The organism is Proteus penneri, assembly GCF_003144535.1.
GTDB lineage: Bacteria > Pseudomonadota > Gammaproteobacteria > Enterobacterales > Enterobacteriaceae > Proteus > Proteus penneri.
Window position 1 is genome coordinate 311,658 of record NZ_PHFJ01000001.1, and the last position, 23,209, is coordinate 334,866.

Sequence of the window (23,209 nt, forward strand, 5' to 3'; positions counted from 1 at the left end):
TGAAATTCACCGAGCTTTAACTCTGTCTTGAATAACGAAAATTTTGTAAAAATCAGCCTAACTATAAAGGCGTATAGAATAATTAGAGGTTTTTAGTGTCAACTGCAAACACACCTGACGATGGACAAAAACCGAGCCTGAATGCATTTAAACAGCCTCGTGCGTTTTATCTCATCTTCTCAATCGAATTATGGGAACGTTTCGGCTATTACGGTCTGCAAGGGATCATGGCCGTTTATCTGGTTAAAATGCTGGGCATGGGTGAGGCAGAAGCCATCACTGTTTTTGCTGCATTTACCGCATTAGTTTATGGTTTTGTTGCTATCGGTGGATGGCTGGGTGATAAAATCCTTGGTACAAAAAGGGTTATAATCCTCGGTGCTATCGTTCTGGCAATTGGTTATGCGATGGTGGCCTTCTCAGATCACAATAAAGATGTGATTTATTGGGGACTTGCAACCATTGCTGTAGGTAATGGTTTATTTAAAGCAAATCCATCTTCATTACTCGCGACCTGTTATGAGAAAAACGATCCGCAATTAGACGGTGCATTTACGATGTACTATATGTCTATCAACGTAGGTTCGTTCTTATCTATGTTAGCAACACCATGGTTAGCAGCTAATTATGGTTGGGATGTAGCATTTGCATTAAGTGTTGTAGGTATGCTGATCACTTTAGCAAACTTTATGGTTTGTCGGGGATGGATCAAAGATAAAGGCTCTAGACCTGATTTTGAACCGCTTAATTATTCAAAATTGTTATTAACGCTAGTGGGTATCGTTGCTTTAACGGCAGTATCGACTTGGTTGTTACATAATAATGAAGTGGCAAGTTGGTCTTTAGCTGTGATCTCATTAGGTATCATCCTCATTTTTGCGCGTGAAACCTTCATGATGAAAGGTGTGGCGCGTCGCAAGATGATTGTTGCATTCTTACTGATGGTTGAGGCTGTGGTATTCTTTGTTCTTTACGATCAAATGCCAACATCTTTAAACTTCTTCGCAATTCATAACGTAGAACATTCTCTGTTAGGTTTCAGTGTTCAACCAGAACAATTCCAATCACTTAATCCATTCTGGATCATGTTAGCGAGTCCATTACTAGCCGCAGTGTATAACTTTATGGGCGATAAATTACCTATGCCTTATAAGTTCACTGTTGGAATGTTCTTAAGTGCGACCGCATTCTTAGTGCTACCACTGGGTGCAAGCATGGCAAATGAAGCAGGGATTGTGTCTTCATGGTGGTTAGTCGCAAGCTATGGTTTCCAAAGTATTGGCGAGTTAATGATTTCAGGGCTTGGACTTGCCATGGTTGCACAACTTGTACCACAGCGTTTAATGGGCTTTATTATGGGGGCTTGGTTCTTAACTTCTGCCGCTGCTGCAATTATTGCAGGTAAAGTTGCGAGTTTAATGGCAGTACCAGAAGATGTACAAAGTGCTCACGCTTCATTAGAAATTTACAGCAGTGTATTCTTACAAATCGGTATTGTAACAGGTGTTATCGCAATTCTAATGCTGATCACGGCACCTATGCTAAGTAAAATGACACAATAAGTTGTGCCATTAAAAAGACAAAAAATTTAAGAAAAATAAAGGATGCCATAAGGCGTCCTTTTTTGTTGTATATAGAAAAATACAGCCCCTATCAAGGAGCTGTATTGAGCAGAGAACGTTGATAATAAGTCGTTTTAACTAACAACTTTATCAATTTGTAATGCAACGTCTTTTTCACGGGTAGTTGGCTTTACCGCAGTCCAACCTCTATAGGCTAAAGGTAAAAATGCGACAGCAATTGCTAAGAATGAGACTCCAGCGACATAATAGGCACCTGCCATTGCTGTCTTTTCTAACCATGCACCAGTTAACATTGGGGTTAATCCACCAAACACGGCATAAGCCATATTGTAAGCAAAAGACAAGCCTGAAAAACGAATTGATGGTGGAAATGCTCTTGTACTAACAATTGGTGTTGTTGCAATCGCACCAACAAAAAAGCCCATTAATCCATAATTCAATGCTAACTGAAAACCAGACATTGTTGCATCTAAACTGCCATAGAAATGGAATGCTGTAACAATCAAACCACCCCATGATAATGTCATTGAAACTCGTGTTCCCAATTTGTCGCCAATCCAGCCCCAGAAGATACAACCTAAAGTTAAGGTTAATGTTGCAACACAGTTCGCTTCCAATGAGGTGGTTCTATCAATTTTGTAAATCCCTTCAACAATAACACTAGGTGTCATCAATATGGTGACAACAATGGCTGTTGATAAAGACCATGTTAATGCAGCAGTAATTAAGCACGCCTGTTTATGATTTTTAATAACTGAAACCACGGGCATTTCTTGTGCTAACGCTTTTTTCTCTGCCATCTCTTTAAAGATAGGCGTTTCTTGTAAAAAGCGACGTAAGTAAACAGAGATTAAGCCAAAAATCCCCCCTAAGATAAAGGGAATTCGCCATGCAAAATCATTCACTTCTTGAGCACTATAGCTACGCTGAACGATAATCGCCACGATTGAACCTAATAAAATACCGCCTGTAATGCCTGAGGTTAATGTGCCTACACCTAAGCCATAACGTTGTTTTGGCGTATGCTCTGCGATAAACACCCAAGCACCAGGCATTTCACCACCAATAGCAGCACCTTGCATAATGCGCATTAATAACAACAATAATGGCGCTGCAACACCAATGCTGGCATAAGTGGGTAATAAACCAATAACTAATGTTGGTACCGCCATTAAGAAGATACTTAAGGTAAACATGCGTTTACGGCCAATAATATCGCCGTAGTGTGCCATAATAATGCCACCCAAAGGCCGAGCAAGATAGCCAGCTGCAAAAATACCTAAAGTCTGCATTTGTGCAATAAAGGCGTTATCACCAGGAAAGAACAAGTGGCTCAATGTTTTCGTAAAGAACACGAAGATCACGAAATCATAGAACTCCAACGTTCCTCCTAGTGAGGATAAACCCAACGTTTTATAGTCGTTGCGGTTCAATGGTCTTGCCGTAGGTTGACTCAACGGCTGAGTGGAGTGTGATTGTGATGTCATAATAACAACCTATAATAATTATCGTGATAAGAATAATAAGTAATAAGATCACAATGAGATTCTTTTTAAATAAGCGAATAAATTAGAGTGAAAATAAATAACAAAAAAGTTATTTAAAGGCTACTTATGCGAGAAAGAATAATATTGTGATGATGGTTTAAGTTATAACAGGAAGCTCTTTATAATGTAAATAGATGAAATTAAAACAATATTATTGACTATCATTTTAATTTCTTGTGGTTTTATTTACTTGTGATTTTGCATTTTACTGAAGTTAAATATCATTAAATTAAAATTTATCAATAGATAATAAATTTATTATATTGATTAAAAATAAGTAAGAACTCAGTATTTTTAAATAAAAAAAGTTTAATGTTGAATATATTTATTCAACCCTAGTTATATATAAGAATAATAAATTAGGGAATAAGTTAATTTATTATTTTCCATAAATAAAGTTATTATTAGATAATTAAGAAAGCTAACAGTATCAATAATGAAAGATATGATCTGATAGAAAATGAATTATTAGAATATTCTGCTGTATGTTAAATTTTGATTTATTGAAATTTAATTTTACTATATTTGTTTTTATTAAAATTTAAATTCAACAAAGATTATGATGGTGATTTTATTTTTGTTTTTTTATGCATAATGTGGTTTTCATGAATTTCTTCTCTAAATTGAAAATAAAAACAAAAAGAGGCATCAAAAAAACTATTTTTGGTTATAATTACATCAGGACGTCAATTGATATATCGGAGGATTTATGGTCTCTATCTCAATGAGTGCTGTTCTCTTAGCCGCAATTGTTCTGTTCGTATCACTCTCTATCGTCGCATTAGGTGGTGGTTTAGCATTAAAAATTATGCTTAATGACACCGACCCAAATGACAGTTATTTATTAAGTACTTCTGTTAAAAAGACTTTTGTTACTTCATTGGTTATCGCTTTGTTGCTTATCTATTATTACCTCTCAACAACGGTCTAATATCTATTTGATTGACATAAAAAACGCCACTGTATTTTATTATCAGTGGCGTTAGCGTTATAAGGCTTGTTTTATTTAGACTAAGAAGATGGTTGCTAAACCTAAGAAGATAAAGAAACCACCTGTATCGGTAATCGCGGTTATCATAACGCTTGAGCCAATGGCGGGATCTTTACCTAATTTAATCATTGTCATTGGGATCAATACCCCCATCATGGCAGCCATTAAGAGGTTTAATACCATCGCCATTGTCATTACTGCACCCATAGCCATATCGCCATAGAGTAGGAAGGTGACAATTCCCATTATGCCTCCCCACACAATACCATTAATAAGGGCGACACCTAATTCTCTTAAAATTAAGAAAGAGAAACTACCCGTTTGTATTTGATGTAGTGCTAAAGCACGTACAATCATTGTAATAGTCTGATTACCTGTATTTCCCCCAATACCCGCAACAATCGGCATTAATGTAGCGAGAGCGACTAATTGGGAAATCGTATGTTCAAACACACCAATCACACGAGAAGCCACAAAGGCGGTACATAAGTTAATAGCAAGCCATGTCCAACGTGTTTTAACCGCTTGCCCGACTGGTGCAAAGACATCTTCTTCTGGACTCAAACCACCCATACGACGAATATTGGTATCGCTCTCTTCGTGCATGTTATCAACGATATCTTCAACCGTTAATCGACCCATTAGAAGGCCATTACTATCAACAACAGCCGCTGAAATTAAGTCATAACGTTCGAACGCACCCGCTGCATCTTCACCTTTTTCTTCAGGCATAAAGCTAACGGTGTCTGTTTTCATTACATCAGAGACAAGCTTATCAGGAGATTGCGTCAAAACAGTCGTTAATGGAAGTTCACCTAACAGATGGTTTTTATTATCAATAACGAAAATTTTATCCGTTGCTTCAGGAATAGAACCTCGTTGGCGTAGATAGCGCTGTACCGTTTTTAACGTGACATTCCCTCGCACAGTGACGAACTCAAAATCCATCATCTGGCCGACACTGTCTTTGGGATATTGCAGAACTTCTCTTATTCTATTACGCAGGCTTGGTTCTAAATAGGTAAGAAGGCGACGCATTGTATCGCGAGGTAAGTGTTCTGCGATGTACGCTTGCTCATCCACATGTAATGTGGCGACCGATCGTAATAATTCACGATCAGTCATATCTTTAATTAAGCTGTCCCAAACGGCGACAGAAGCTTCGACTAAAACAGCACCACGTTCATTATTATCAACCAAATGCCACAAAGCTAGACGTTCGTCATAGGGAAGGGCTTCAAGAATATCTGCAATATCTGCCGCGTGTAGATCTTGTAGTAATTCTCTAACAGTGGTGATTTTTTCATGAAGTTCATGGTGGCTCAGCCTATCATTTTCACTCGCTTCACCTAAAACGGTTTCAACAAAAGGCTCATCTTCGAGAAAGATGCTCAAAATTTGCTGACGCAGGTGTGCCACTTTTTGTGAATACGGATTGATGGCAGCCGCAGTATCATTGTTGATAGCTGTTTGAGACATGTTATTCCTTTTTAATTCTTACGAGGGAGATAACCACTGATACTAATTATTCCATTTTAGGATGATTATCGGTCTTCTCCGTATAAAATATATGAATCTTGAACAATATTGCGTTGGTGATGTTCATATTATGGTCACAAATCAAACCTATGTTGTTATGTGATAGTCGTTGTATGATAGATGCAACAAAAGACGCATTGACTAGCGTCTTTTTCTGTATAATATCATATTGTTAAGCAGATTCCTCTTTTATATCCAGTTTCCAACCGGGAACTGACTGCCAATGTTCTTGTTCTTTTTCTAAATCCAATTCCATCAATGTGTTATCGGAAAGATATTTTTTAGGAAAATAAAGTGTCCAATGATTTTCATCTGTAACTAAACGCAAAGAGGCAGGTTTTGTTGTTGATTGTCGTTGATTATTCAGTAAAGTCGCCAGCCTTAGTATTTGTACGAGTGGAAAATACTGTTTCTTTTTATAAAGATTAAATTTAGGCAACTCATCTAACTTGATCCCTTTTCGGTGATAGCGAACGAGGGTTGTTAATAACAGCTGTTGCTCTTGATTAAAACCGGGTAAATCAGTATTTGAAAGAATATAGGCAGAATGGCGATGTAATCCACTTAAATTAATGCTTAATCCTACTTCATGTAACATGACAGCCCAAACTAAAATAGCTTCTAAATCAGGGCGAACCAGTTTAGGATTTTGTTGTGCCCACTGAGCGTAAAGCGATTGCATTGTGTCAAGAACACGTTTTGCTTGTTCTCTATCGATATTATAGTGCTCTGCAAGGCTTTTAGCTGTGCGCTGACGAATATCTTGATGGCGAAATCGGCCTTCCATTTCGTAAAGCACACCTTCACGTAATGCACCATCAGATAGGTGTAAGGCTTTTAATCCTAAAGAATCAAAAATGCCGCATAAAATAGCCAAACCTGGTACAAAAACACGTTTACGTTCATCAGATAAACCCGGCAGGGCAATATCTTTAAATTTCTTAAATCGTAAAACTTGTTTAGTGAGCATAAGTAGGCGTTCAGGTGTGATAACACCGTCTTTTTCACCAAACTCAACTAAGATCTCATGGGCTGCTTTAATTGTTCCTGATGCCCCTAAAGCCACATCCCAGCCAGTCATTTTATATTGCCATGCAATTTTTTCCATTTTACGCGCTGCTTTTTCTCGCGCTTTACGAAAAGCGGATTCGCTAATTTTCTGCTCTGGGAAAAATTGACGGCTAAAACTGACGCAACCCATGCGTTGGCTTTCGATTAAAATGGGCTCAAAATTTTCACCAATAACGAGTTCTGTTGAACCACCACCGATATCGATAACGAGTTTCCGACCTTTTTCTGATTGAGTGTGTTCAACACCCATAAAAATAAGTCGTGCTTCTTCATGGCCTGAAATAATTTCAATAGGATAAGGAATAACGTCTTTGGCTCGTTGAAGAAAGACTTTAACATTAGTGGCGACACGCAAAGTATGTGTTCCTACGACGGTGACATTTTCTGCGGGGAAGCCCTGTAACCTTTCAGCGAAAAGAGAAAGAGCAGAAAGCCCACGTAACATAGCTTCTTCGCTTAATTCGTTATTATCATCAAGCCCATCAGCAAGATAAACTCGCTGCTTTAAACGACTTAATACTTGCAATGCACCATTAACAACACGTGCAATTATCATATGAAAACTATTAGAACCGAGGTCAATAGCCGCAATTTCTAAAGGACGTGGTGAAGTGTCATCTTGTGATAAAGGCATAAAATTACGCTCGTGAATCTGGTTGTTCTAACAATTTAATGTACTCATAGACAGCAAGCTGGGAACGGATTTTACGTTTATTTCCACGAGGAACATAGCTATTTGTTAAATCTTTATCGATATAACGTGCTTTTACTGTGTCATTAAATTGAATATCCAGTATATCTAGAACGCGCTGTTTGAGTTGAGGATCAAGCAAAGCCACTGCAACTTCAATACGGTAGTCAAGGTTTCTTGTCATCCAATCTGCAGAAGAGAGAAAGATCTTTTCATCGCCTTTATTAGTGAACACATAAACACGGTCGTGTTCTAAAAAGCGGTCAACAATACTGGTGACCTGAATATTTTCACTAAATCCTGGTTGATTAGGGACTAAAGAACACATTCCACGGACTAATAATCGTATTTTTACGCCGGCTTCTGATGCGTCATAAAGGCGATTAACTAACTCTTCGTCAACTAAATTATTCACTTTTAATGTGATCCCTGCAGGATGTCCGGCTTGAGCACTGTGAATTTCATTTGTGATTAATTGATTTAAAAGAATACGTGAATTTTGTGGTGAAACCATCAAATGTTCAAAAGTCACAGGGCGATAAGGGTTTTCAATAAAGTTAAAGACGCGGCGGACTTCATTGGTAATTTCAGTGTTAGCGGTTAATAGTGAATAGTCAGTATAAAGACGGGCTGTTTTTTCGTTAAAGTTCCCCGTACCAATATGGGCATAGCGAATGATTTCACCATCTTCTAAACGTGAAATGATAAATAATTTCGCATGAATTTTTAAACCCGGAGCAGAGAAAATAACATGTACACCTGCTTCTGTTAGGCGTTTTGCCCAGTGGATATTCGCTGCTTCATCAAAACGTGCTTGTAACTCAACAACGACCGTGACACGTTTGCCGTTATGCGCAGCGTGGATCATCGAATCAATGATCCGAGAATCTTTAGCAACACGGTAAATATTGATTTTTATTGAGATAACACTTGGGTCAAAAGAAGCTTGGCGCAACAATTCCAGCACATGTTCAAAAGTATGATAAGGATAATAGAGCAAGACATCGCGTTCACGTATGGCATCAAAACCATTACGGAAGTTATCAAACCAAATATGGCGTAAGCGAGGGATCGGCTTATTTAATAGAAATTTACTTCCTTCATTTGGGAAGTTAATAAAATCTTTAAAATTATGATAACGACCACCAGCAATGACGGAGTCATTATTCGATAAACCTAACTTACTGCGCAGCAATGCCACCATTTCATCAGGCATATCACGCTGATAAACAAAACGGACAGGCTCTGCTGTAAGGCGTTGCTTTAATGTCGATGACATCATTTCAAGTAAGCTTGATTCCATTTCTGTCGCAAGATCGTACTCTGCATCTCGTGTCATTTTCATGGAATAAGCACTTAATGACTCATAATCAAAAAAGCCTTTAAACACTTCATCAAGACAGTAGCGTAAAATATTATCCAACAAAATCATGGACTTTTTCTTACTACGTCCTTGGTCTGTTGGCAGAATAACAAAACGAGGGACTTTATCTGATGGAATTTCTAGCAGAGCATAATGAATAGTTTGCCCTTGCACAATTTCAACCGCTAAATAGGTATAGTCATCTTTAAGAAATTCAACCAAATTGGTTTCAGGATTAATTAAAATAGGGGTGATGTGTTTTCTTAAATTTTGACGGAAATATTGGCGTAACCAAATTTGTTGATTAGGTGAGATTTGGCGTTCATTAATTAAAAAGATTTGATTTCGCGCCATTTCAAGTAACAAATCATTGTATAAAGCATCAAACTCTTGGTCAGCTTTAGCCACTTTTGACTGAATTTTTTTGATAAGATGGCGAGCATGGCTTGATGCAGAGCGTGAGCCACGCTCTTCATTAATTAAAATACGGCGTTTAACATCAGCAAAACGGACTTTATAGAACTCATCAAGATTATTTGAATAGATCCCCAGAAACCTGACTCTTTCAATTAACGGGTTTCGTTTATCAGCCGCCTCTTGTAATACACGTTCGTTAAACGCAAGCCAACTGATCTCTTTATCAATATAGAGTCGTTCCTGGGACATCTGAACTCCAACTAGGGTTAAAGTTAAATCTTAATATCTGAATAAATCAGACATGTTGCTTTATAGTCGCACCCGGTTTAACAAAATTTTCGGGTTTTGCCTCTTTGGCTTTTTTTTCAAAATAAGGTGCTTGGAAAGTACACATTCTAATCGCAGAACGGTAGGCACCGTTAACAAAAAACTCATCTATTAAATCACCTTCCTTTTTAAAGCCAAGCTTTTCATAAATATGAATCGCTTTAGCATTCTCTTTATCGACGATTAAATAGAGCTTGTATAAATTAAGTACAGAAAAAGCATAATCCATTGCCAGCTTCGCTGCTCGTGCAGCATATCCATGGCCTTGATGCGCAGGGGCGATGATAATTTGAAACTCAGCACGACGGTGAACATAATCAATTTCAACCAGCTCGACAAGTCCAATTTTAGTGCCGTCATTTTCGGCAATAAAACGGCGTTCACTTTGGTCGTGAATATGTTTTTCATAAAGGTCGCTTAACTCGATAAAAGCCTCATAAGGCTCTTCAAACCAATAGCGCATAACGCTAGCGTTATTATCAAGTTGGTGAACAAAAGAGAGATCTTCTCGTTCGAGAGGACGTAATTTTATAGGTGGAACTTTCTTACCACCGGACATAAGCACCTCGGTGAATGCATTGAATAAAAAGAGAAAAGGATGACACAAAAAAAGTCACGCGGGCTACAGTGTAGCACAATGTGACTTTTTATCTTAAATGAAATAGTTACCCAAGGTTGTCGAAAAGCGCAATGTCATCGAGAAAAGCTTGATTATTCTGCATTTTTAATCGCTCATCAGCTAACCATCCGATCGCCAATGGATAGATACGGTACTCTTCTGCTTGTATTCTTGTTTGTAAGGATTGTTCAGTATCGTCAGCTAAAACAGGAATGCGCGCTTGAATAATCATAGGACCACCATCAAGTTCTTCTGTAACAAAATGGACGGTAACGCCATGAAAAGAGTCTTTATTCGCTAAAACTTGGCGATGGGTATGTAATCCGGGGTATTTAGGAAGCAAAGAAGGATGAATATTTAATAATTTATGCTGATAATGAGTCACAAAATCAGGCGATAAAATGCGCATAAAACCGGCTAAAACCACAATGTCGGGTTGGTAAGCATCGATTTTTTCAATTAATGCTTTATCGTAATCAGCTCTGTCATTATATAGAGTTGGATCAACAAAATAAGCTGGAATATCAGCAAGTTTTGCCCGTTCAAGACCATATGCATCAGCTTTATTACTTAAGACAGCAACCACATTACCTGTGATTTTATTTGCCCTACAGGCGTCAATAATCGCCTGTAGGTTGCTGCCGTTTCCAGAGATAAGGACGACAATATTTTTCATTCACATGTTTTCATTAGTTAATAATAACTTGTGCTTCACCCGCAGCTTGTGGCGCGATTTTGCCAATTAACCATGCGTTTTCACCACACTCAGCAAGATGGGCTAATGTTTTTTCAACATCATTTGGGTTAACGGCAATTAACAATCCAACACCACAGTTAAAGGTGCGATACATTTCATGTGTGCTGACTTGTCCAGCATCTTGTAACCATTTGAAAACCAACGGCCATTCCCAGCTTTTACTGTCAATACGCGCTTGTGTGTTTTCAGGTAATACACGAGGAATATTTTCCCAGAATCCACCGCCAGTGATATGCGCTACCGCGTGAATATCAACATTTTTAATGAGCGACAGTAAGGATTTTACATAGATACGAGTAGGAGCTAGCAAATGGTCAGCCAATGATTTGTCACCTAGTGATGTGCTATCTGCTTGCGTATTGCTGACTTCAAGAATTTTTCTGATTAATGAATAACCATTAGAATGAGGACCACTGGATGCTAAAGCAATGAGTGCATCACCAGCTTTAACTTTACTGCCATCAATAATTTCTGATTTTTCAACCACGCCAACACAAAAGCCTGCGATATCATAATCATTGCCATGATACATACCGGGCATTTCTGCTGTTTCGCCACCTACTAATGCACAACCAGATTGCTTACAACCTTCTGCAATACCTGTTACGACACGAGCCGCGGTATCGACATCCAATTTTCCTGTGGCATAGTAGTCAAGGAAGAAAAGGGGTTCTGCACCTTGAACAATTAAATCGTTGACACACATTGCGACTAAATCAATCCCGATGTCATCATGGCGATTTAACTCCATCGCAAGGCGAAGTTTAGTTCCTACGCCATCTGTGCCTGAAACTAAAATAGGTTCGCGGTATTTAGAAGGAATTGCACAAAGTGCGCCAAAACCACCTAAACCCCCCATAACTTCAGGACGGCGGGTTTCTTTTACTACACCTTTGATACGATCGACTAAAGCATTACCTGCATCAATATCGACACCGGCATCTTTATAGCTGAGAGAGGATTTGTTAGTCACGTAGAGCCCTCACGGCAAGTTGCTGTTAAGAAAAAATGTGTGCGGACGCTATTCTAACAGGCAAAGCAAACGTTTGCGAGGATCTTCTTTATAGGTCACAATTATTCATGTTGGTGTGGTTAAAAGCTGTGCGCTTGATCAATATCAATAGAAAAACGATGGAATGTTGGCAAAAAAGCGGTATAATCTCGCGATTTTTTTGTCAGGCTGCGTCGTACATTAGGAGAAATTATGAAGATCGTTGAGGTAAAACACCCACTCATTCAACATAAATTGGGGCTGATGCGAGATCATGATATAAGCACTAAACGCTTTCGTGAACTGGCTTCAGAAGTTTCCAGTCTACTGACGTATGAAGCTACCGCCGATTTAGAAACAGAGACGGTAACAATAGAAGGTTGGTGTGGTCCGGTAGAGATAGAACAGATTAAAGGAAAAAAAATCACAGTAGTTCCTATCCTCCGTGCAGGTATCGGGATGATGGATGGAGTATTAGAAAATATTCCTAGTGCCCGAATCAGTGTAGTTGGCGTTTACCGCGATGAAGAAACATTAAAACCTGTCCCTTACTTCCAGAAATTAGCATCCAATATTGAAGAACGTATGGCTCTTGTTGTTGACCCTATGTTAGCAACAGGCGGCTCTATGATTGCCACAATTGATTTATTAAAAAATGCAGGCTGTACTTCAATTAAAGTATTAGTACTGGTTGCTGCTCCAGAAGGTATTAAGGCATTAGAAGAAGCTCATCCAGATGTGGAATTATATACTGCATCTATTGATAGCCATCTTAATGAGCACGGGTACATCGTTCCAGGTCTTGGCGATGCTGGTGATAAGATATTTGGTACAAAATAATAATTAAGCCGACTTTGATAGTCGGCTTTTTTTTGGATCACTTATTTATTATTAAACTCTAAATATTTTAAGGGGTTGTTAGATGACTAGTGCGAGAGGGCTTAGTCAGCAACATGGCGACTTAAAATAAGACGAGTATGAAGTTAAAAATACAAACCAATTTCACATTCCTATTAAAGAGAGGTCGTAAGCATGACTCGTCGTGCAATCGGGGTAGAAGAGCGCCCACCATTATTACAAACAATCCCGTTGAGCCTTCAACATCTGTTTGCAATGTTTGGCGCCACCGTACTTGTGCCAATTTTATTTAAAGTTAATCCGGCAACAATATTATTATTTAACGGGATCGGAACCCTGCTTTATCTCTTTATTTGTAAAGGACGCATTCCTGCTTATTTAGGTTCAAGCTTTGCATTTATCTCACCTGTGCTTTTGCTATTACCATTAGGGTATGAATTAGCACTTGGAGGATTTATCGTCTGTGGCGTGTTATTTTGTCTTGTGGCAGGTATTGTAAAAATAGCAGGGCGAGGTTGGATTAATGTGATGTTCCCGCCTGCAGCAATGGGCGCAATCGTTGCCGTCATCGGGCTTGAATTAGCAGGAACCGCAGCAGGAATGGCAGGATTATTACCCAGTGCGGATGCACCAGTTGATAGTCAAACATTGCTTATCTCTATGGTCACTTTAGGTGTGACTATTTTAGGTTCAGTGATGTTTAGAGGATTTCTTGCTATTATTCCTATTCTTATTGGGGTATTAGCAGGTTATGCTCTTTCTTTCTTCTTGGGCGTTGTTGATATTACGCCAATTAAAGAAGCTAACTGGTTTGCACTACCAACATTCTATTCACCACGTTTTGAATGGAGTGCTATCTTTATTATTCTACCCGCCGCGTTAGTTGTTATTGCTGAGCACGTTGGACACCTTGTTGTTACCGCAAATATTGTGCAACGCGATTTAATGAAAAATCCAGGCTTACATCGTTCTATGTTCGCAAACGGTTTCTCTACCATTATTTCGGGTTTCTTTGGTTCAACACCAAATACGACTTATGGTGAAAATATTGGTGTTATGGCTATCACTAAGGTTTACAGTTCATGGGTTATTGGTGGTGCAGCAATTCTCGCTATCTTATTATCTTGTGTTGGTAAACTGGCTGCGGCTATAGCTGCTGTGCCTGTTCCAGTTATGGGCGGGGTTTCATTACTGCTTTACGGTGTCATTGGTGCATCAGGTATTCGTGTCTTATTAGATTCAAAAGTGGATTATAATAAACCGCAAAACTTGATATTAACGGCTATTATTCTGATTGTCGGTGTGAGTGGTGCTTCCATTCAAATTGGTGCGGCTGAATTAAAAGGCATGGCATTAGCAACCATCGTGGGTATTGTTTTAAGTTTGATTTTTAAACTCGTCAGCATTATTCGTCCCGAAACAGAATTAGCGGATAACACCATTGAGTCGGTTAGTGGTACAGCAAATAAAAAGTAATCGATTAAGAAAATCTAAAGCAATATACTGAAATTAATAAAAAGGTGGATGATCTCCGCCTTTTTTTATTGTGTTTTATTCTTGTGTCATATTAAAAACTAAGATTTTTGATATTTTAAGCGTTTAAGACTTAGAAAAGCATGAATAATTCAATCATGATGTTTATTTAAATAAAATAAATGAGACAATGGTAGTCTGTTCTTATGCGAAATAGGCATCTTATCTGCGATTTAAGTGATATTCGTTTTAAGGTTGAGGTATCTCAATAAAGGTATAACGTAATTTATGAAAAACCTGATTGAAATTTATGATTTCATTACATCAAAGCAGATTTTTACCACAATATTTTTAGTTATTGTGTTGTTAGTAGTATGGTTTCTCGCCAAAATGATTTTCCGCCGAATCGCAAAGCGTTTACTTTTTTATTTACTGAGCTTTCAGATGAAGAAACCATAGAAGATATCGCTAAAAAGAGTGCATCTATTGTTGCTGTTACACTCGTTCTCTATATTAATCAGCTACTACCGTCTTTTTCAACGGAAATGAATATTATCTTTGAGACGGTTGCTCGTGCCTTTATTATCATCAATATCGCCTCATTACTTAATAACGCCCTTGATATCTTCAATATTAGGCATGCTAAAAAAGCGTGGCATCGGAATAATTCCATCAAAGGCTATATTGAGATTGCCAAAATTGTGGTCTGGATTATCTCTTTTATCTTGATCATTGCGTTATTTACTGAACAGTCACCACTTATTATTATCTCAAGTTTTGGTGCTATTGCTGCGGTGTTAATGTTTGTTTTTCAGCATACACTTATCTCTTTTGTTGCCAATATTCTTATTTCTAACGGAAAAGTATTAAAGCTTTATGATTGGATAGAATTGCCGAGTAGTAATATCAGCGGTGAGGTTATTGATATTGCATTGCATACGATTACTGTACGTAATTGGGATAATACAATTTCCCGTATTCCAACCAAAGACTTTTTGACGGAAAAATATACTAATTGGCAACCGATGTTTTCATCAGGAGGGCGTCGGATTAAACGTAGTTTTTATATTGACCAATCTTCGATTTCATTTGCAACGCAAGAATTAGTATTAGAATTAAAAAATACCGCTCCGCTTCGTAATAGCATAGAAACAATGCTTGAAGGAAAAGAAGAAGAGATTGGTGATATTAATGAGTGGTTAGAAACAAAAGGCGTGACTAACTTACAATTATTTCGCAAGTACATGCTAAATTGGATAAAAATGCGTGGCGATGTTCGACCTGATATGTATTTGGTGATCAGAACAATGCCACCGACCCCAATGGGATTACCAGTAGAGTTATATTGCTTTACTCGTGCAACCACTTGGGTTGAATATGAAGAAACTCAATCTGAAATTTTTGAGTATATAAACGCATCAGCCAAATATTTTAAACTCGACATTTATCAGCAACCTTCCGGTAATGATGTTGCGAAATTAAACTTCAGATAACCAAGTGAAACTTATTAACATGGAATATTTATTGATTTTGCTCTAAATAATTTAAGGGGTCGCTAAGTAACAATTCAATAAGGGGCTCGGAGTATATAAAATAGACTTATTATGGTGATCTTGCTGTTATCTTAACCAGTATCATGTGCTTTTTTAATATTGATTCTGACCTTGTGAGAATTTGTGTTAGAATCACCATGTTTATTACACTATTCAGGTGAGGTGCTTCTGAATACGCCGTCACAGCTATCATTACCACTATCTCTGCCCGATGATGAGACATTCGATAGCTTTTATGCAGGGGAAAACGCGTCGTTAGTCGCGGCAATTCGAACCGCCATTCATCAATCTCATGGCAGTTATATCTATTTCTGGTCTCGTGACGGAGGTGGAAAGAGTCATCTATTACATGCCGCTTGTGCAGAGCTCTCCTTAAAAGGTGATGCAGTGGGGTATGTTCCTCTTGATAAACGCGCCTATTTTGTTCCCGATGTTCTTGAAGGTATGGAACATTTATCCTTAGTTTGTATCGATAATGTTCAATGTATTGCGGGTGATGAAGAGTGGGAACTCGCCTTATTTAATCTTTATAACCGAGTGTTAGAGCATGGGCGAACCTGTTTATTAATTACAGGGGATAGACCGCCTCGCCAAATAGAACTACAACTTCCTGATTTAGCATCTCGTCTTGATTGGGGACAAATCTACCGTTTGCAGCCTTTAAGTGACGAAGAAAAAATTCAAGCGTTGCAATTAAGAGCAAAACTTCGTGGGTTTGAACTACCTGAAGATGTTGGACGTTTTGTATTAAAACGTTTAGATAGAAAAATGCGTACCTTATTTGAAATGCTCGATGAACTTGATCATGCTTCTATTGTTGCTCAGCGTAAACTGACCATCCCATTTGTGAAAGATATACTCAAACTTTAAATGGCCTCACTCATCTTATTAGGTGAGGCGAATAATCTAAATCTAACCCCTCTTTTCGAAATTAAATACCCTTTGAAGATAACAATTTTTTGTTGCTTATTAATGGTGAACATTTCTTTTTATCTTTCCCGATAAAAATACGAGATAAAAAACCGCTTGTCTTTATAAAAGGCAAGCGGTGAGAAAGACAAACAATAAAGGAGGAGGGTTAAATAATTAGTGTGCTTCTACTACTTTAGTTTTCTTCTGTGGTACCAGTAAGAAAATCAGATAAAGTGCAGTAATTGCAACGGTGTAACCAGTGAAGATTAGCCAGAATGATTTCCAGTCAACTGCACCATTGGTAGTATATAAATCAATGACCCAACCACTTAACATCGCACCTAAATAAGTACCAAAACCGTTCACTAAGGTCATAAACATACCTTGTGCTGTTGAACGATATTGCAATGGGATCTCTTTTTCTAAGAACAGTGAACCAGAGATATTAAAGAAGTCGAATGCACAGCCATACACAATCATTGATAATAATAAGACGATTTGTCCTAATGATGTGTAGTCGCCGTAAGCAAAGAAACCGAAACGTAAAATCCAAGCAATCATACTAAATAAAACAATAGTTTCGATTCTTACACGTTTTAGTAGCAGAGGTAGGAATAAAATAAAGACGACTTCTGAAATTTGTGAAATAGATAAGAATACGGAAGGGTAACGTGCAAAGAATGAATCATCTGCATTTGGAGATTGTGCAATATCTTGCAGGAATGGTACACCAAAAGTATTCGTAATTTGCAGTACAGATCCTAACAATGTTGCGAAGAATAAGAAAACAACGACATTTTTCTTTTTAAATACGTGCAAAATATTAGAAAGACTAAATGCTGCTTCTTCTGCTTTAGCTTCATTTTTGTCAATAGCTTTTGTTGCAGGTAAGAACATGGCAAAAATAGCGAGAATAATAGAAGCAATTGCAGCCACAAAGAGCTGGTGGTAGCTATTACCTAAACCTAAGAAGCTAATAACCCACATGGCCGCGATAAAACCGACTGTGCCGTAAACACGGATCTTTGGAAAGTAGTTGTTAGGTTCTAAATGTTTTTGCTCTAACAGTTCGAAAATGATGCTGTTTGCCATTGAGATACTAGGCATAAAGAACAACAAGTGCAACAAAGTCGCAAAGAATAGGGTGGTTACTGTTGTCATTTGCGACATTAACACTAATGCTAATGCGGAAAAAATATGCAGGGTAATAAATACTAATTTGCGGTTATTTATTTTGTCTGCAATAAATCCCATGATGACAGGTGCGATAAGTGAGGCAAGCCCAAGAGCACTAAAAATAAGCCCAACATCACTACCTTTAAAATGCAGTTCTCCAAAGAGGTACGAGGCGAATGTTACCAGCCAAGACCCCCATATAAAGAACTGGAGGAATGAGACAAGTTTTAATCTAAGTACGATATTCATCTGTTTTCCTATTAGCCTAGCAATCACCCGACATCATAATGATGATTGGTTAGTTTTAATTGCCCATAATGTTGGCTATAACGTTGTTTATTTCATATACATCTATAACTTCATTTCACACCGATTAATTGTCATCAAATTAAAAATTAACAACTAAAGAAGAGATAGACTAAATAACAAATTGAAAGTTTATTGCCGTGTTGCAGTATTGTTTTAAATGTGTACTTCTTGTTAGTTTCTTTCTTGGATAATAATGAAAAAATATTTCGACGAGAATTTATTATTTATCAATTCTGCTATCATATTTTCTGATGCCCATGATATGTAGGAATGTATTTGTGTAAAGAGACTTGAGTCACAATATAAATGAAACACATGATTATTTTTTTCTTATAACCGTGACTTCGTAAGGTATGGTGTGATCTTGATAAAAGTTTTTAAAAATAGCAATTTCTTACTCATAAAAAATATGAATTTGAGATGAAAATTTTTGAAAGCATAAAACGATTGATTTTTTTCTATTATGGAAATAAGAAACTCTTTGCTAATTGTAATACTTACAATTTAATAACATTCGATGATTTATTTCTTAATTGAGAAAAGAGAGTAAACGGTTGCGGGATTAATAATGAAGTAAATAGACAGAAGCCCATATAGGTAAGAATATAAATATGGGCTTTAAATATTGAAGGTTAATTAAACAGTTCTTTCACTTGTTCTGGTGGTCTACCTAAACGAGCTTTATTATCGACAACGACAATAGGGCGCTCAATAAGCTTAGGATTTTTATGCATTGCTTGAATTAATGCATCTTGTGACGTTTCGTCAGCAAGTTTGAGTGTTTTATAGATCTCTTCTTTTGTACGCATTAATTTTCTTGCATCATCAAACCCTAGTGCTTTAAGAAGAGTTTTAATTTCTGTTACTGAAGGCGCAGTGTCTAAGTAGAGATTAATCTCAGGGGTTACTTGCATTTCTTCTAGCAAATGTAAGGTTTCACGGCTTTTTGAACAGCGTGGATTATGATAAATCGTCACTTTCTTGGTCATTTTGTCCCTTATTTAAATTGACTGTCTCTTTGCTGAATTTTTCTTAATTGGTCTATACGAGCATCAAAGCGAGCTTGATCATTACTGCCTAATTTGACTTGTCGGCTTGCATCACCTAAATAACGGATCGCCGTTTCAAAGTCACCTCTTAGGGCCAAATCTTCTGCATAAGCCGCTAATTCATGCGCTCTATCACCTTGTTTGGCTGAATTTTCTGCCATTAATTGCCAACCAATAGGATCGTTTGGGTTATCAAAGGTATAACGATAAAGTAGGCGGCTAGCTTCGTTATATTGCTTATTATGCATGTATGAGTTAGCTAAGTTGGCAATAAGGACATTGTTATTGGGCCTTTGTTTCAATGCCAGTTGTAATCTTGCTACCGCATCGCCTGCGCGATTTTGTTCTAAATCGATATCTGTCATGGCATCAATAAGCCAAATATTGTTAGGCTCTTTTTCTAACATAGGAGTGAGCAGTTTTCTTGCATCATCAAATTTGCGATCACGAGAATAGATCAGTATAAGCGCATAATTTGCAGCTGATTTTTCAAGAGCAGTACCTTGCTTAAACTGATCAAGTACCGTTTGTAATGCATTCTCTGATGTTGGATTTTTCGTCAGCATGGTTAATACACGCATTTTAGCAAATAGAAAGTCAGCTGACTGTGGAACCTGTCGAGCAGGATATTGGCTTGCTCGGCTTCTTGCATCGGATAAGCGACTATCGGGCAAGGGGTGCGTTAATAACATTTCCGGTGGTTTAGAGCTATATCGTACCTGATCAGCAAGAATTTGCATAAAATCAGGCATCCCTTTGGGATCAAATCCCGCACGATAGAGCGTCTGTATTCCGATACGGTCTGCTTCCTGCTCGTTCATTTGGGTGAAGGTGATCATATTTTGCTGCATACCCGCCATACTTCCTGTAAATGTTGCAAGGCCTGCATTTGGGTTTGCCATAAATATCAGAATAGAACCTAATACGCCGGCAACAGCAAGAGGTGTTGTTTTAGCCTGATCTTCCAGCATTCGTGCTAAATGACGCTGAGTAACATGCGTGATTTCGTGAGCCATAACAGAGGCTAATTCACTTTCAGTTTGGCTATATCGAAAGAGCGCGGAATGCAAAACAATGTTTCCCCCAAAATAAGCAAAGGCATTAATATTTGGGTTGTTAACTAAATAGAAGTGAAAAGGCGTTTTGACCGAGCTGGCGTTAGAAACGAGTTTTTGTCCTAGATTATTAATATAGTTAGAAAGTAATGGATCAAAAACTAATGGTGCACTATTTCGCAGTTGGCGAGTATAGTAATCACCCATAGCGATTTCTTGATTGATGCTTAATGTTGAACCTGCGGTAGTTCCCATATCAGGTAAAGAATCTTCAATATCAATCGCAGCATGTGCTGGCACTACTGATGTTGATAGCAACGCAGAAACAAGAAGCGCGACTAAAGGGGTTTTAAGTCTGAGTTTCATACAACTGTATCCTGATGGCTATCTTAACGAATAATTAATAATTAATGATGTATGATAGCAAAACCTAACGTAAAATCTGTCAAAAGATTATTGCTTATGTAAATGAATACATATAGCTCTATTGTTCTGATTATTATAAAGGATCTTTATTTTCATGCTGGACTTGCTTGTTCAATGGTACAAACGTCGATTTGCTGATCCACAAGTTATCGCCCTTGTGGTCATCTTGATTGCTGGCTTTTCAATTCTGTATTTTTTCAGTGGCATACTTGCTCCTTTATTAGTGGCAATTGTGCTTGCTTATCTTTTAGAGTGGCCAACGCATTTACTCGAAAAATTAGGATGTGCCCGTATATGGGCAGTATCGATAATTCTGACACTCTTTATTGGTATTAGTGCCATTGTTATTTTAATTTTAGCGCCAACCGTGTGGCAGCAGGGGGTGACACTGATTTCAGATATCCCAAATATGATCAATAAGTTCAATGCATTTGCACATGAATTACCCGATCGTTTCCCTGCATTAATGGATGCGGGTATTGTTGATATGATGGCAGAAAACTTACGTAGTAAGTTCTCAACAGTGGCTGAATCTGTATTAAAAGTGTCTTTAGCTTCGTTAATCGGAATTATTACACTGTCGATTTATCTTATTCTTGTTCCTTTAATGACGTTCTTTTTACTTAAAGATAAGCAACAGATGCTTAATGCAGTTCGCCGTGTTTTACCCAAAAACAGAATATTGGCAGCGCAAGTTTGGATTGAAGTTAACCAGCAAATTACCAATTATATTCGCGGTAAAGTCACTGAAATGATAATTGTAGGTGTTTTCACTTATTTTGTATTTGCATTCTTTGACTTACGTTACTCTGTATTACTTGCTGTTATCGTCGGTGTTTCTGTTTTAGTTCCTTATGTTGGTGCTGTTTTAGCGACGATCCCAGTTATTGTGATTGCATTATCTCAGTGGGGATTAGGCTCTGATTTTTGGGCGTTATTTATCGCCTATCTTGTTGTTCAAGGATTAGATAGCAATTTATTAGTGCCAATTCTGTATTCTGAAGCTGTAAATATGCATCCTTTAGTTATTATCTTATCCGTGATTATATTTGGTGGCATGTGGGGATTTTGGGGTGTTTTCTTTGCTATTCCATTAGCAACGCTGATAAAAGCTGTATTGCATGCACTACCTGATGAAATTGCGAGTGAACAACATATAAAGAAAAGCTAAGTACCGTATTGAATGCATAGATAAAAAAACAGACAGCGTAAACTGTCTGTTTTTTTTATCTATTTGAAGTTTTAATTATGGATGTTGAGCGAGATATTCGAGAACGATTTGATGGTGATTACTGGTTTTAAAGTTATCAAACACATGTTCGATAACACCATTTTTATCAATTAAGAATGTTGTACGATGAATACCATCGTAAGTTTTCCCCATAAATTGCTTTTCTCCCCAGATACCAAATTCTTCTGCAACTTTATGATCTTCATCTGAAAGTAATGTAAAATTTAACATCTCTTTTTCAGCGAAACGGGATAGTTTTTCTGATTTATCTGTGCTGATACCTAATACTTCAACTTTGGCCTTTTTTAATGTATCCATTTCATCACGTAAGCCACAAGCTTGTGTCGTACAGCCTGGTGTCATTTCTTTAGGGTAAAAATAAACGAGCACGCGTTGACCAGCGAAATCAGATAAATTAATTATTTCTCCATCTTGGTCGGGCAGACTGAATTGAGGCGCCTTTTCACCGGCTTTTAATGGGTTCATTTGGTCATTCTCCATTTTTTACTGTTTCATCATCAGACTATTTACGATACTTATTGTGCCTTGAGCATTTAGCTCTGTACATAATTGATTAAATTTCTCATTAATAACAATACCATGATCATCTAATGGATTATGCGCCGTAATTTGTATTTCTAAACGGGCAGGTGAGCCATCTTCTGAAGGATGTGTCTTAGATATTAATTCAGCGAGATTAAAATTATGCTGGCTAAATAAATTAGTAAAGCGTTCTACAATACCGGGCGCATCTTCAATATCAACCTTCGCTGCAATGGTAGAAGGATAGGTAATGGGAGCCCCATTTTTGGTTCTTTTCATGACGGTCAATAAATCAAGTTCCGCACTTTTAATCGGCAACAACGCTTCTAACTGTGCGATAGCGTTCCAGCCACCTGAGAGTAGCATGATAAACGTAAACTCTTGACCAAACATCGCAAGTCGGCTGTCCTCGATATTACATCCGCATTGGCTGACTAATTGTGTAATGGTATCAACAATACCAGGGCGATCAGCACCTAATGCAGTAATGACGAGAAAATGTTTATCAGGTATGGGCAAAATGAGGTTCCTTTTGACTTTCAGTTTATTCTTAACAGGTAAACACAAATTTTGATTTCTGCCAAGATCCCTTGCTCACTATCTTCAATTATTATATCTCTTTAATTCATATCAAAGAATATTAGCAAATTTCATTAGAAACCTAGAGTTAAGTAGTTTTCAATAGAGCAATGAATGAGTACCATTGAGTATACGTCTATCTCGGAGCA

General features: G+C 37.7%; 18 protein-coding genes and 1 pseudogene. 7 read left to right on the plus strand and 12 right to left on the minus strand.

All coding sequences use genetic code 11. From position 1 onward, the window contains the following. Positions 1–95: 95 nt before the first annotated feature. A complete protein-coding gene (gene dtpA / locus CUB63_RS01605) occupies positions 96–1,562 on the plus strand; it encodes a dipeptide/tripeptide permease DtpA (RefSeq protein ID WP_006533065.1) in 1,467 nt (488 codons plus the stop codon). Between the two features lie 134 nt (positions 1,563–1,696). Here the strand turns inward: dtpA and CUB63_RS01610 are convergent, their stop codons facing one another. Then, a complete protein-coding gene (locus CUB63_RS01610) occupies positions 1,697–3,070 on the minus strand; it encodes an MFS transporter (RefSeq protein WP_109847316.1) in 1,374 nt (457 codons plus the stop codon). 769 nt (positions 3,071–3,839) lie between these two features. On the opposite strand from CUB63_RS01610, the gene CUB63_RS01615 reads away from it, so the two are divergent. Next, a complete protein-coding gene (locus CUB63_RS01615) occupies positions 3,840–4,061 on the plus strand; it encodes a hypothetical protein (protein WP_006533060.1) in 222 nt (73 codons plus the stop codon). Between the two features lie 75 nt (positions 4,062–4,136). Here the strand turns inward: CUB63_RS01615 and mgtE are convergent, their stop codons facing one another. The 6 genes from mgtE to purM all read right to left on the minus strand — a co-directional run bounded on the left by mgtE (position 4,137) and on the right by purM (position 11,878). Then, the gene (gene mgtE / locus CUB63_RS01620; RefSeq protein WP_006533059.1) at positions 4,137–5,600 is read right to left on the minus strand and encodes a magnesium transporter; all 1,464 of its coding nucleotides are present in this window, start codon (positions 5,598–5,600) and stop codon (positions 4,137–4,139) included. Between the two features lie 232 nt (positions 5,601–5,832). Further along, positions 5,833–7,365, minus strand: a complete 1,533-nt coding sequence (gene ppx / locus CUB63_RS01625) for an exopolyphosphatase (RefSeq protein ID WP_072064204.1) — start codon at positions 7,363–7,365, stop codon at positions 5,833–5,835. A 4-nt stretch (positions 7,366–7,369) separates the two neighbouring features. Next, complete coding sequence (gene ppk1 / locus CUB63_RS01630; protein ID WP_006533055.1) at positions 7,370–9,451, minus strand: polyphosphate kinase 1; 2,082 nt, start codon at positions 9,449–9,451, stop codon at positions 7,370–7,372. 46 nt (positions 9,452–9,497) lie between these two features. Further along, positions 9,498–10,088: a spermidine N1-acetyltransferase gene (gene speG, locus CUB63_RS01635; RefSeq protein WP_006533054.1), complete on the minus strand. Its 591-nt coding sequence runs from the start codon at positions 10,086–10,088 to the stop codon at positions 9,498–9,500. A gap of 106 nt (positions 10,089–10,194) precedes the next feature. Continuing rightward, entirely contained in the window at positions 10,195–10,824 is a 630-nt protein-coding gene (gene purN / locus CUB63_RS01640; protein ID WP_006533053.1) for a phosphoribosylglycinamide formyltransferase, read from the minus strand. Between the two features lie 13 nt (positions 10,825–10,837). Next, a complete protein-coding gene (purM, locus tag CUB63_RS01645; RefSeq protein WP_109847317.1) occupies positions 10,838–11,878 on the minus strand; it encodes a phosphoribosylformylglycinamidine cyclo-ligase in 1,041 nt (346 codons plus the stop codon). A 231-nt stretch (positions 11,879–12,109) separates the two neighbouring features. Here purM and upp point away from each other — a divergent pair, with 231 nt between their 5' ends. The 4 genes and pseudogenes from upp (at position 12,110) to hda (ending at position 16,650) form a co-directional block, all read left to right on the plus strand. After that, positions 12,110–12,736 (plus strand): uracil phosphoribosyltransferase, encoded by a 627-nt coding sequence (gene upp, locus CUB63_RS01650; protein WP_006533051.1) that lies wholly within the window; start codon positions 12,110–12,112, stop codon positions 12,734–12,736. A gap of 192 nt (positions 12,737–12,928) precedes the next feature. Then, positions 12,929–14,230 carry a uracil permease gene (uraA, locus tag CUB63_RS01655; protein WP_072064200.1) on the plus strand — a complete coding sequence of 434 codons (1,302 nt, stop codon included), beginning with the start codon at positions 12,929–12,931 and terminating at the stop codon, positions 14,228–14,230. 285 nt (positions 14,231–14,515) lie between these two features. Further along, positions 14,516–15,720, plus strand: a pseudogene (locus CUB63_RS01660) (mechanosensitive ion channel family protein). Positions 15,721–15,942: 222 nt separating this feature from the next. After that, complete coding sequence (gene hda / locus CUB63_RS01665) at positions 15,943–16,650, plus strand: DnaA inactivator Hda (RefSeq protein WP_006533048.1); 708 nt, start codon at positions 15,943–15,945, stop codon at positions 16,648–16,650. 216 nt (positions 16,651–16,866) lie between these two features. Here the strand turns inward: hda and CUB63_RS01670 are convergent, their stop codons facing one another. The 3 genes from CUB63_RS01670 to bepA form a co-directional block, all read right to left on the minus strand. Then, positions 16,867–18,117 (minus strand): MFS transporter, encoded by a 1,251-nt coding sequence (locus CUB63_RS01670; protein ID WP_109847318.1) that lies wholly within the window; start codon positions 18,115–18,117, stop codon positions 16,867–16,869. A gap of 692 nt (positions 18,118–18,809) precedes the next feature. Beyond that, positions 18,810–19,166: an arsenate reductase (glutaredoxin) gene (gene arsC, locus CUB63_RS01675; protein ID WP_072064197.1), complete on the minus strand. Its 357-nt coding sequence runs from the start codon at positions 19,164–19,166 to the stop codon at positions 18,810–18,812. Positions 19,167–19,174: 8 nt separating this feature from the next. Beyond that, positions 19,175–20,647 carry a beta-barrel assembly-enhancing protease gene (bepA, locus tag CUB63_RS01680; protein WP_072064196.1) on the minus strand — a complete coding sequence of 491 codons (1,473 nt, stop codon included), beginning with the start codon at positions 20,645–20,647 and terminating at the stop codon, positions 19,175–19,177. A 154-nt stretch (positions 20,648–20,801) separates the two neighbouring features. Between bepA and CUB63_RS01685 the strand changes: the two genes are divergently transcribed. Further along, positions 20,802–21,878 (plus strand): AI-2E family transporter, encoded by a 1,077-nt coding sequence (locus CUB63_RS01685; protein ID WP_109847319.1) that lies wholly within the window; start codon positions 20,802–20,804, stop codon positions 21,876–21,878. Between the two features lie 75 nt (positions 21,879–21,953). Here CUB63_RS01685 and bcp read toward each other — a convergent pair whose 3' ends face one another. Together bcp and CUB63_RS01695 are read right to left on the minus strand one after the other, a co-directional pair. Then, positions 21,954–22,424: a thioredoxin-dependent thiol peroxidase gene (bcp, locus tag CUB63_RS01690; RefSeq protein WP_109847320.1), complete on the minus strand. Its 471-nt coding sequence runs from the start codon at positions 22,422–22,424 to the stop codon at positions 21,954–21,956. A gap of 18 nt (positions 22,425–22,442) precedes the next feature. Next, positions 22,443–23,000, minus strand: a complete 558-nt coding sequence (locus CUB63_RS01695; RefSeq protein ID WP_072064193.1) for a glycine cleavage system transcriptional repressor — start codon at positions 22,998–23,000, stop codon at positions 22,443–22,445. Positions 23,001–23,209: the final 209 nt, after the last annotated feature.

Excerpts from the sequence above, each read along its gene's own strand:
- CUB63_RS01610 (WP_109847316.1), bottom strand. The coding sequence starts at position 3,070 with ATGACATCACAATCACACTCCACTCAGCCGTTGAGTCAACCTACGGCA.
- CUB63_RS01615 (WP_006533060.1), top strand. The coding sequence starts at position 3,840 with ATGGTCTCTATCTCAATGAGTGCTGTTCTCTTAGCCGCAATTGTTCTG.
- mgtE (WP_006533059.1), bottom strand. The coding sequence starts at position 5,600 with ATGTCTCAAACAGCTATCAACAATGATACTGCGGCTGCCATCAATCCG.
- ppx (WP_072064204.1), bottom strand. The coding sequence starts at position 7,365 with ATGCCTTTATCACAAGATGACACTTCACCACGTCCTTTAGAAATTGCG.
- ppk1 (WP_006533055.1), bottom strand. The coding sequence starts at position 9,451 with ATGTCCCAGGAACGACTCTATATTGATAAAGAGATCAGTTGGCTTGCG.
- speG (WP_006533054.1), bottom strand. The coding sequence starts at position 10,088 with ATGTCCGGTGGTAAGAAAGTTCCACCTATAAAATTACGTCCTCTCGAA.
- purN (WP_006533053.1), bottom strand. The coding sequence starts at position 10,824 with ATGAAAAATATTGTCGTCCTTATCTCTGGAAACGGCAGCAACCTACAG.
- upp (WP_006533051.1), top strand. The coding sequence starts at position 12,110 with ATGAAGATCGTTGAGGTAAAACACCCACTCATTCAACATAAATTGGGG.
- uraA (WP_072064200.1), top strand. The coding sequence starts at position 12,929 with ATGACTCGTCGTGCAATCGGGGTAGAAGAGCGCCCACCATTATTACAA.
- CUB63_RS01670 (WP_109847318.1), bottom strand. The coding sequence starts at position 18,117 with ATGAATATCGTACTTAGATTAAAACTTGTCTCATTCCTCCAGTTCTTT.
- arsC (WP_072064197.1), bottom strand. The coding sequence starts at position 19,166 with ATGACCAAGAAAGTGACGATTTATCATAATCCACGCTGTTCAAAAAGC.
- bepA (WP_072064196.1), bottom strand. The coding sequence starts at position 20,647 with ATGAAACTCAGACTTAAAACCCCTTTAGTCGCGCTTCTTGTTTCTGCG.
- CUB63_RS01685 (WP_109847319.1), top strand. The coding sequence starts at position 20,802 with ATGCTGGACTTGCTTGTTCAATGGTACAAACGTCGATTTGCTGATCCA.
- bcp (WP_109847320.1), bottom strand. The coding sequence starts at position 22,424 with ATGAACCCATTAAAAGCCGGTGAAAAGGCGCCTCAATTCAGTCTGCCC.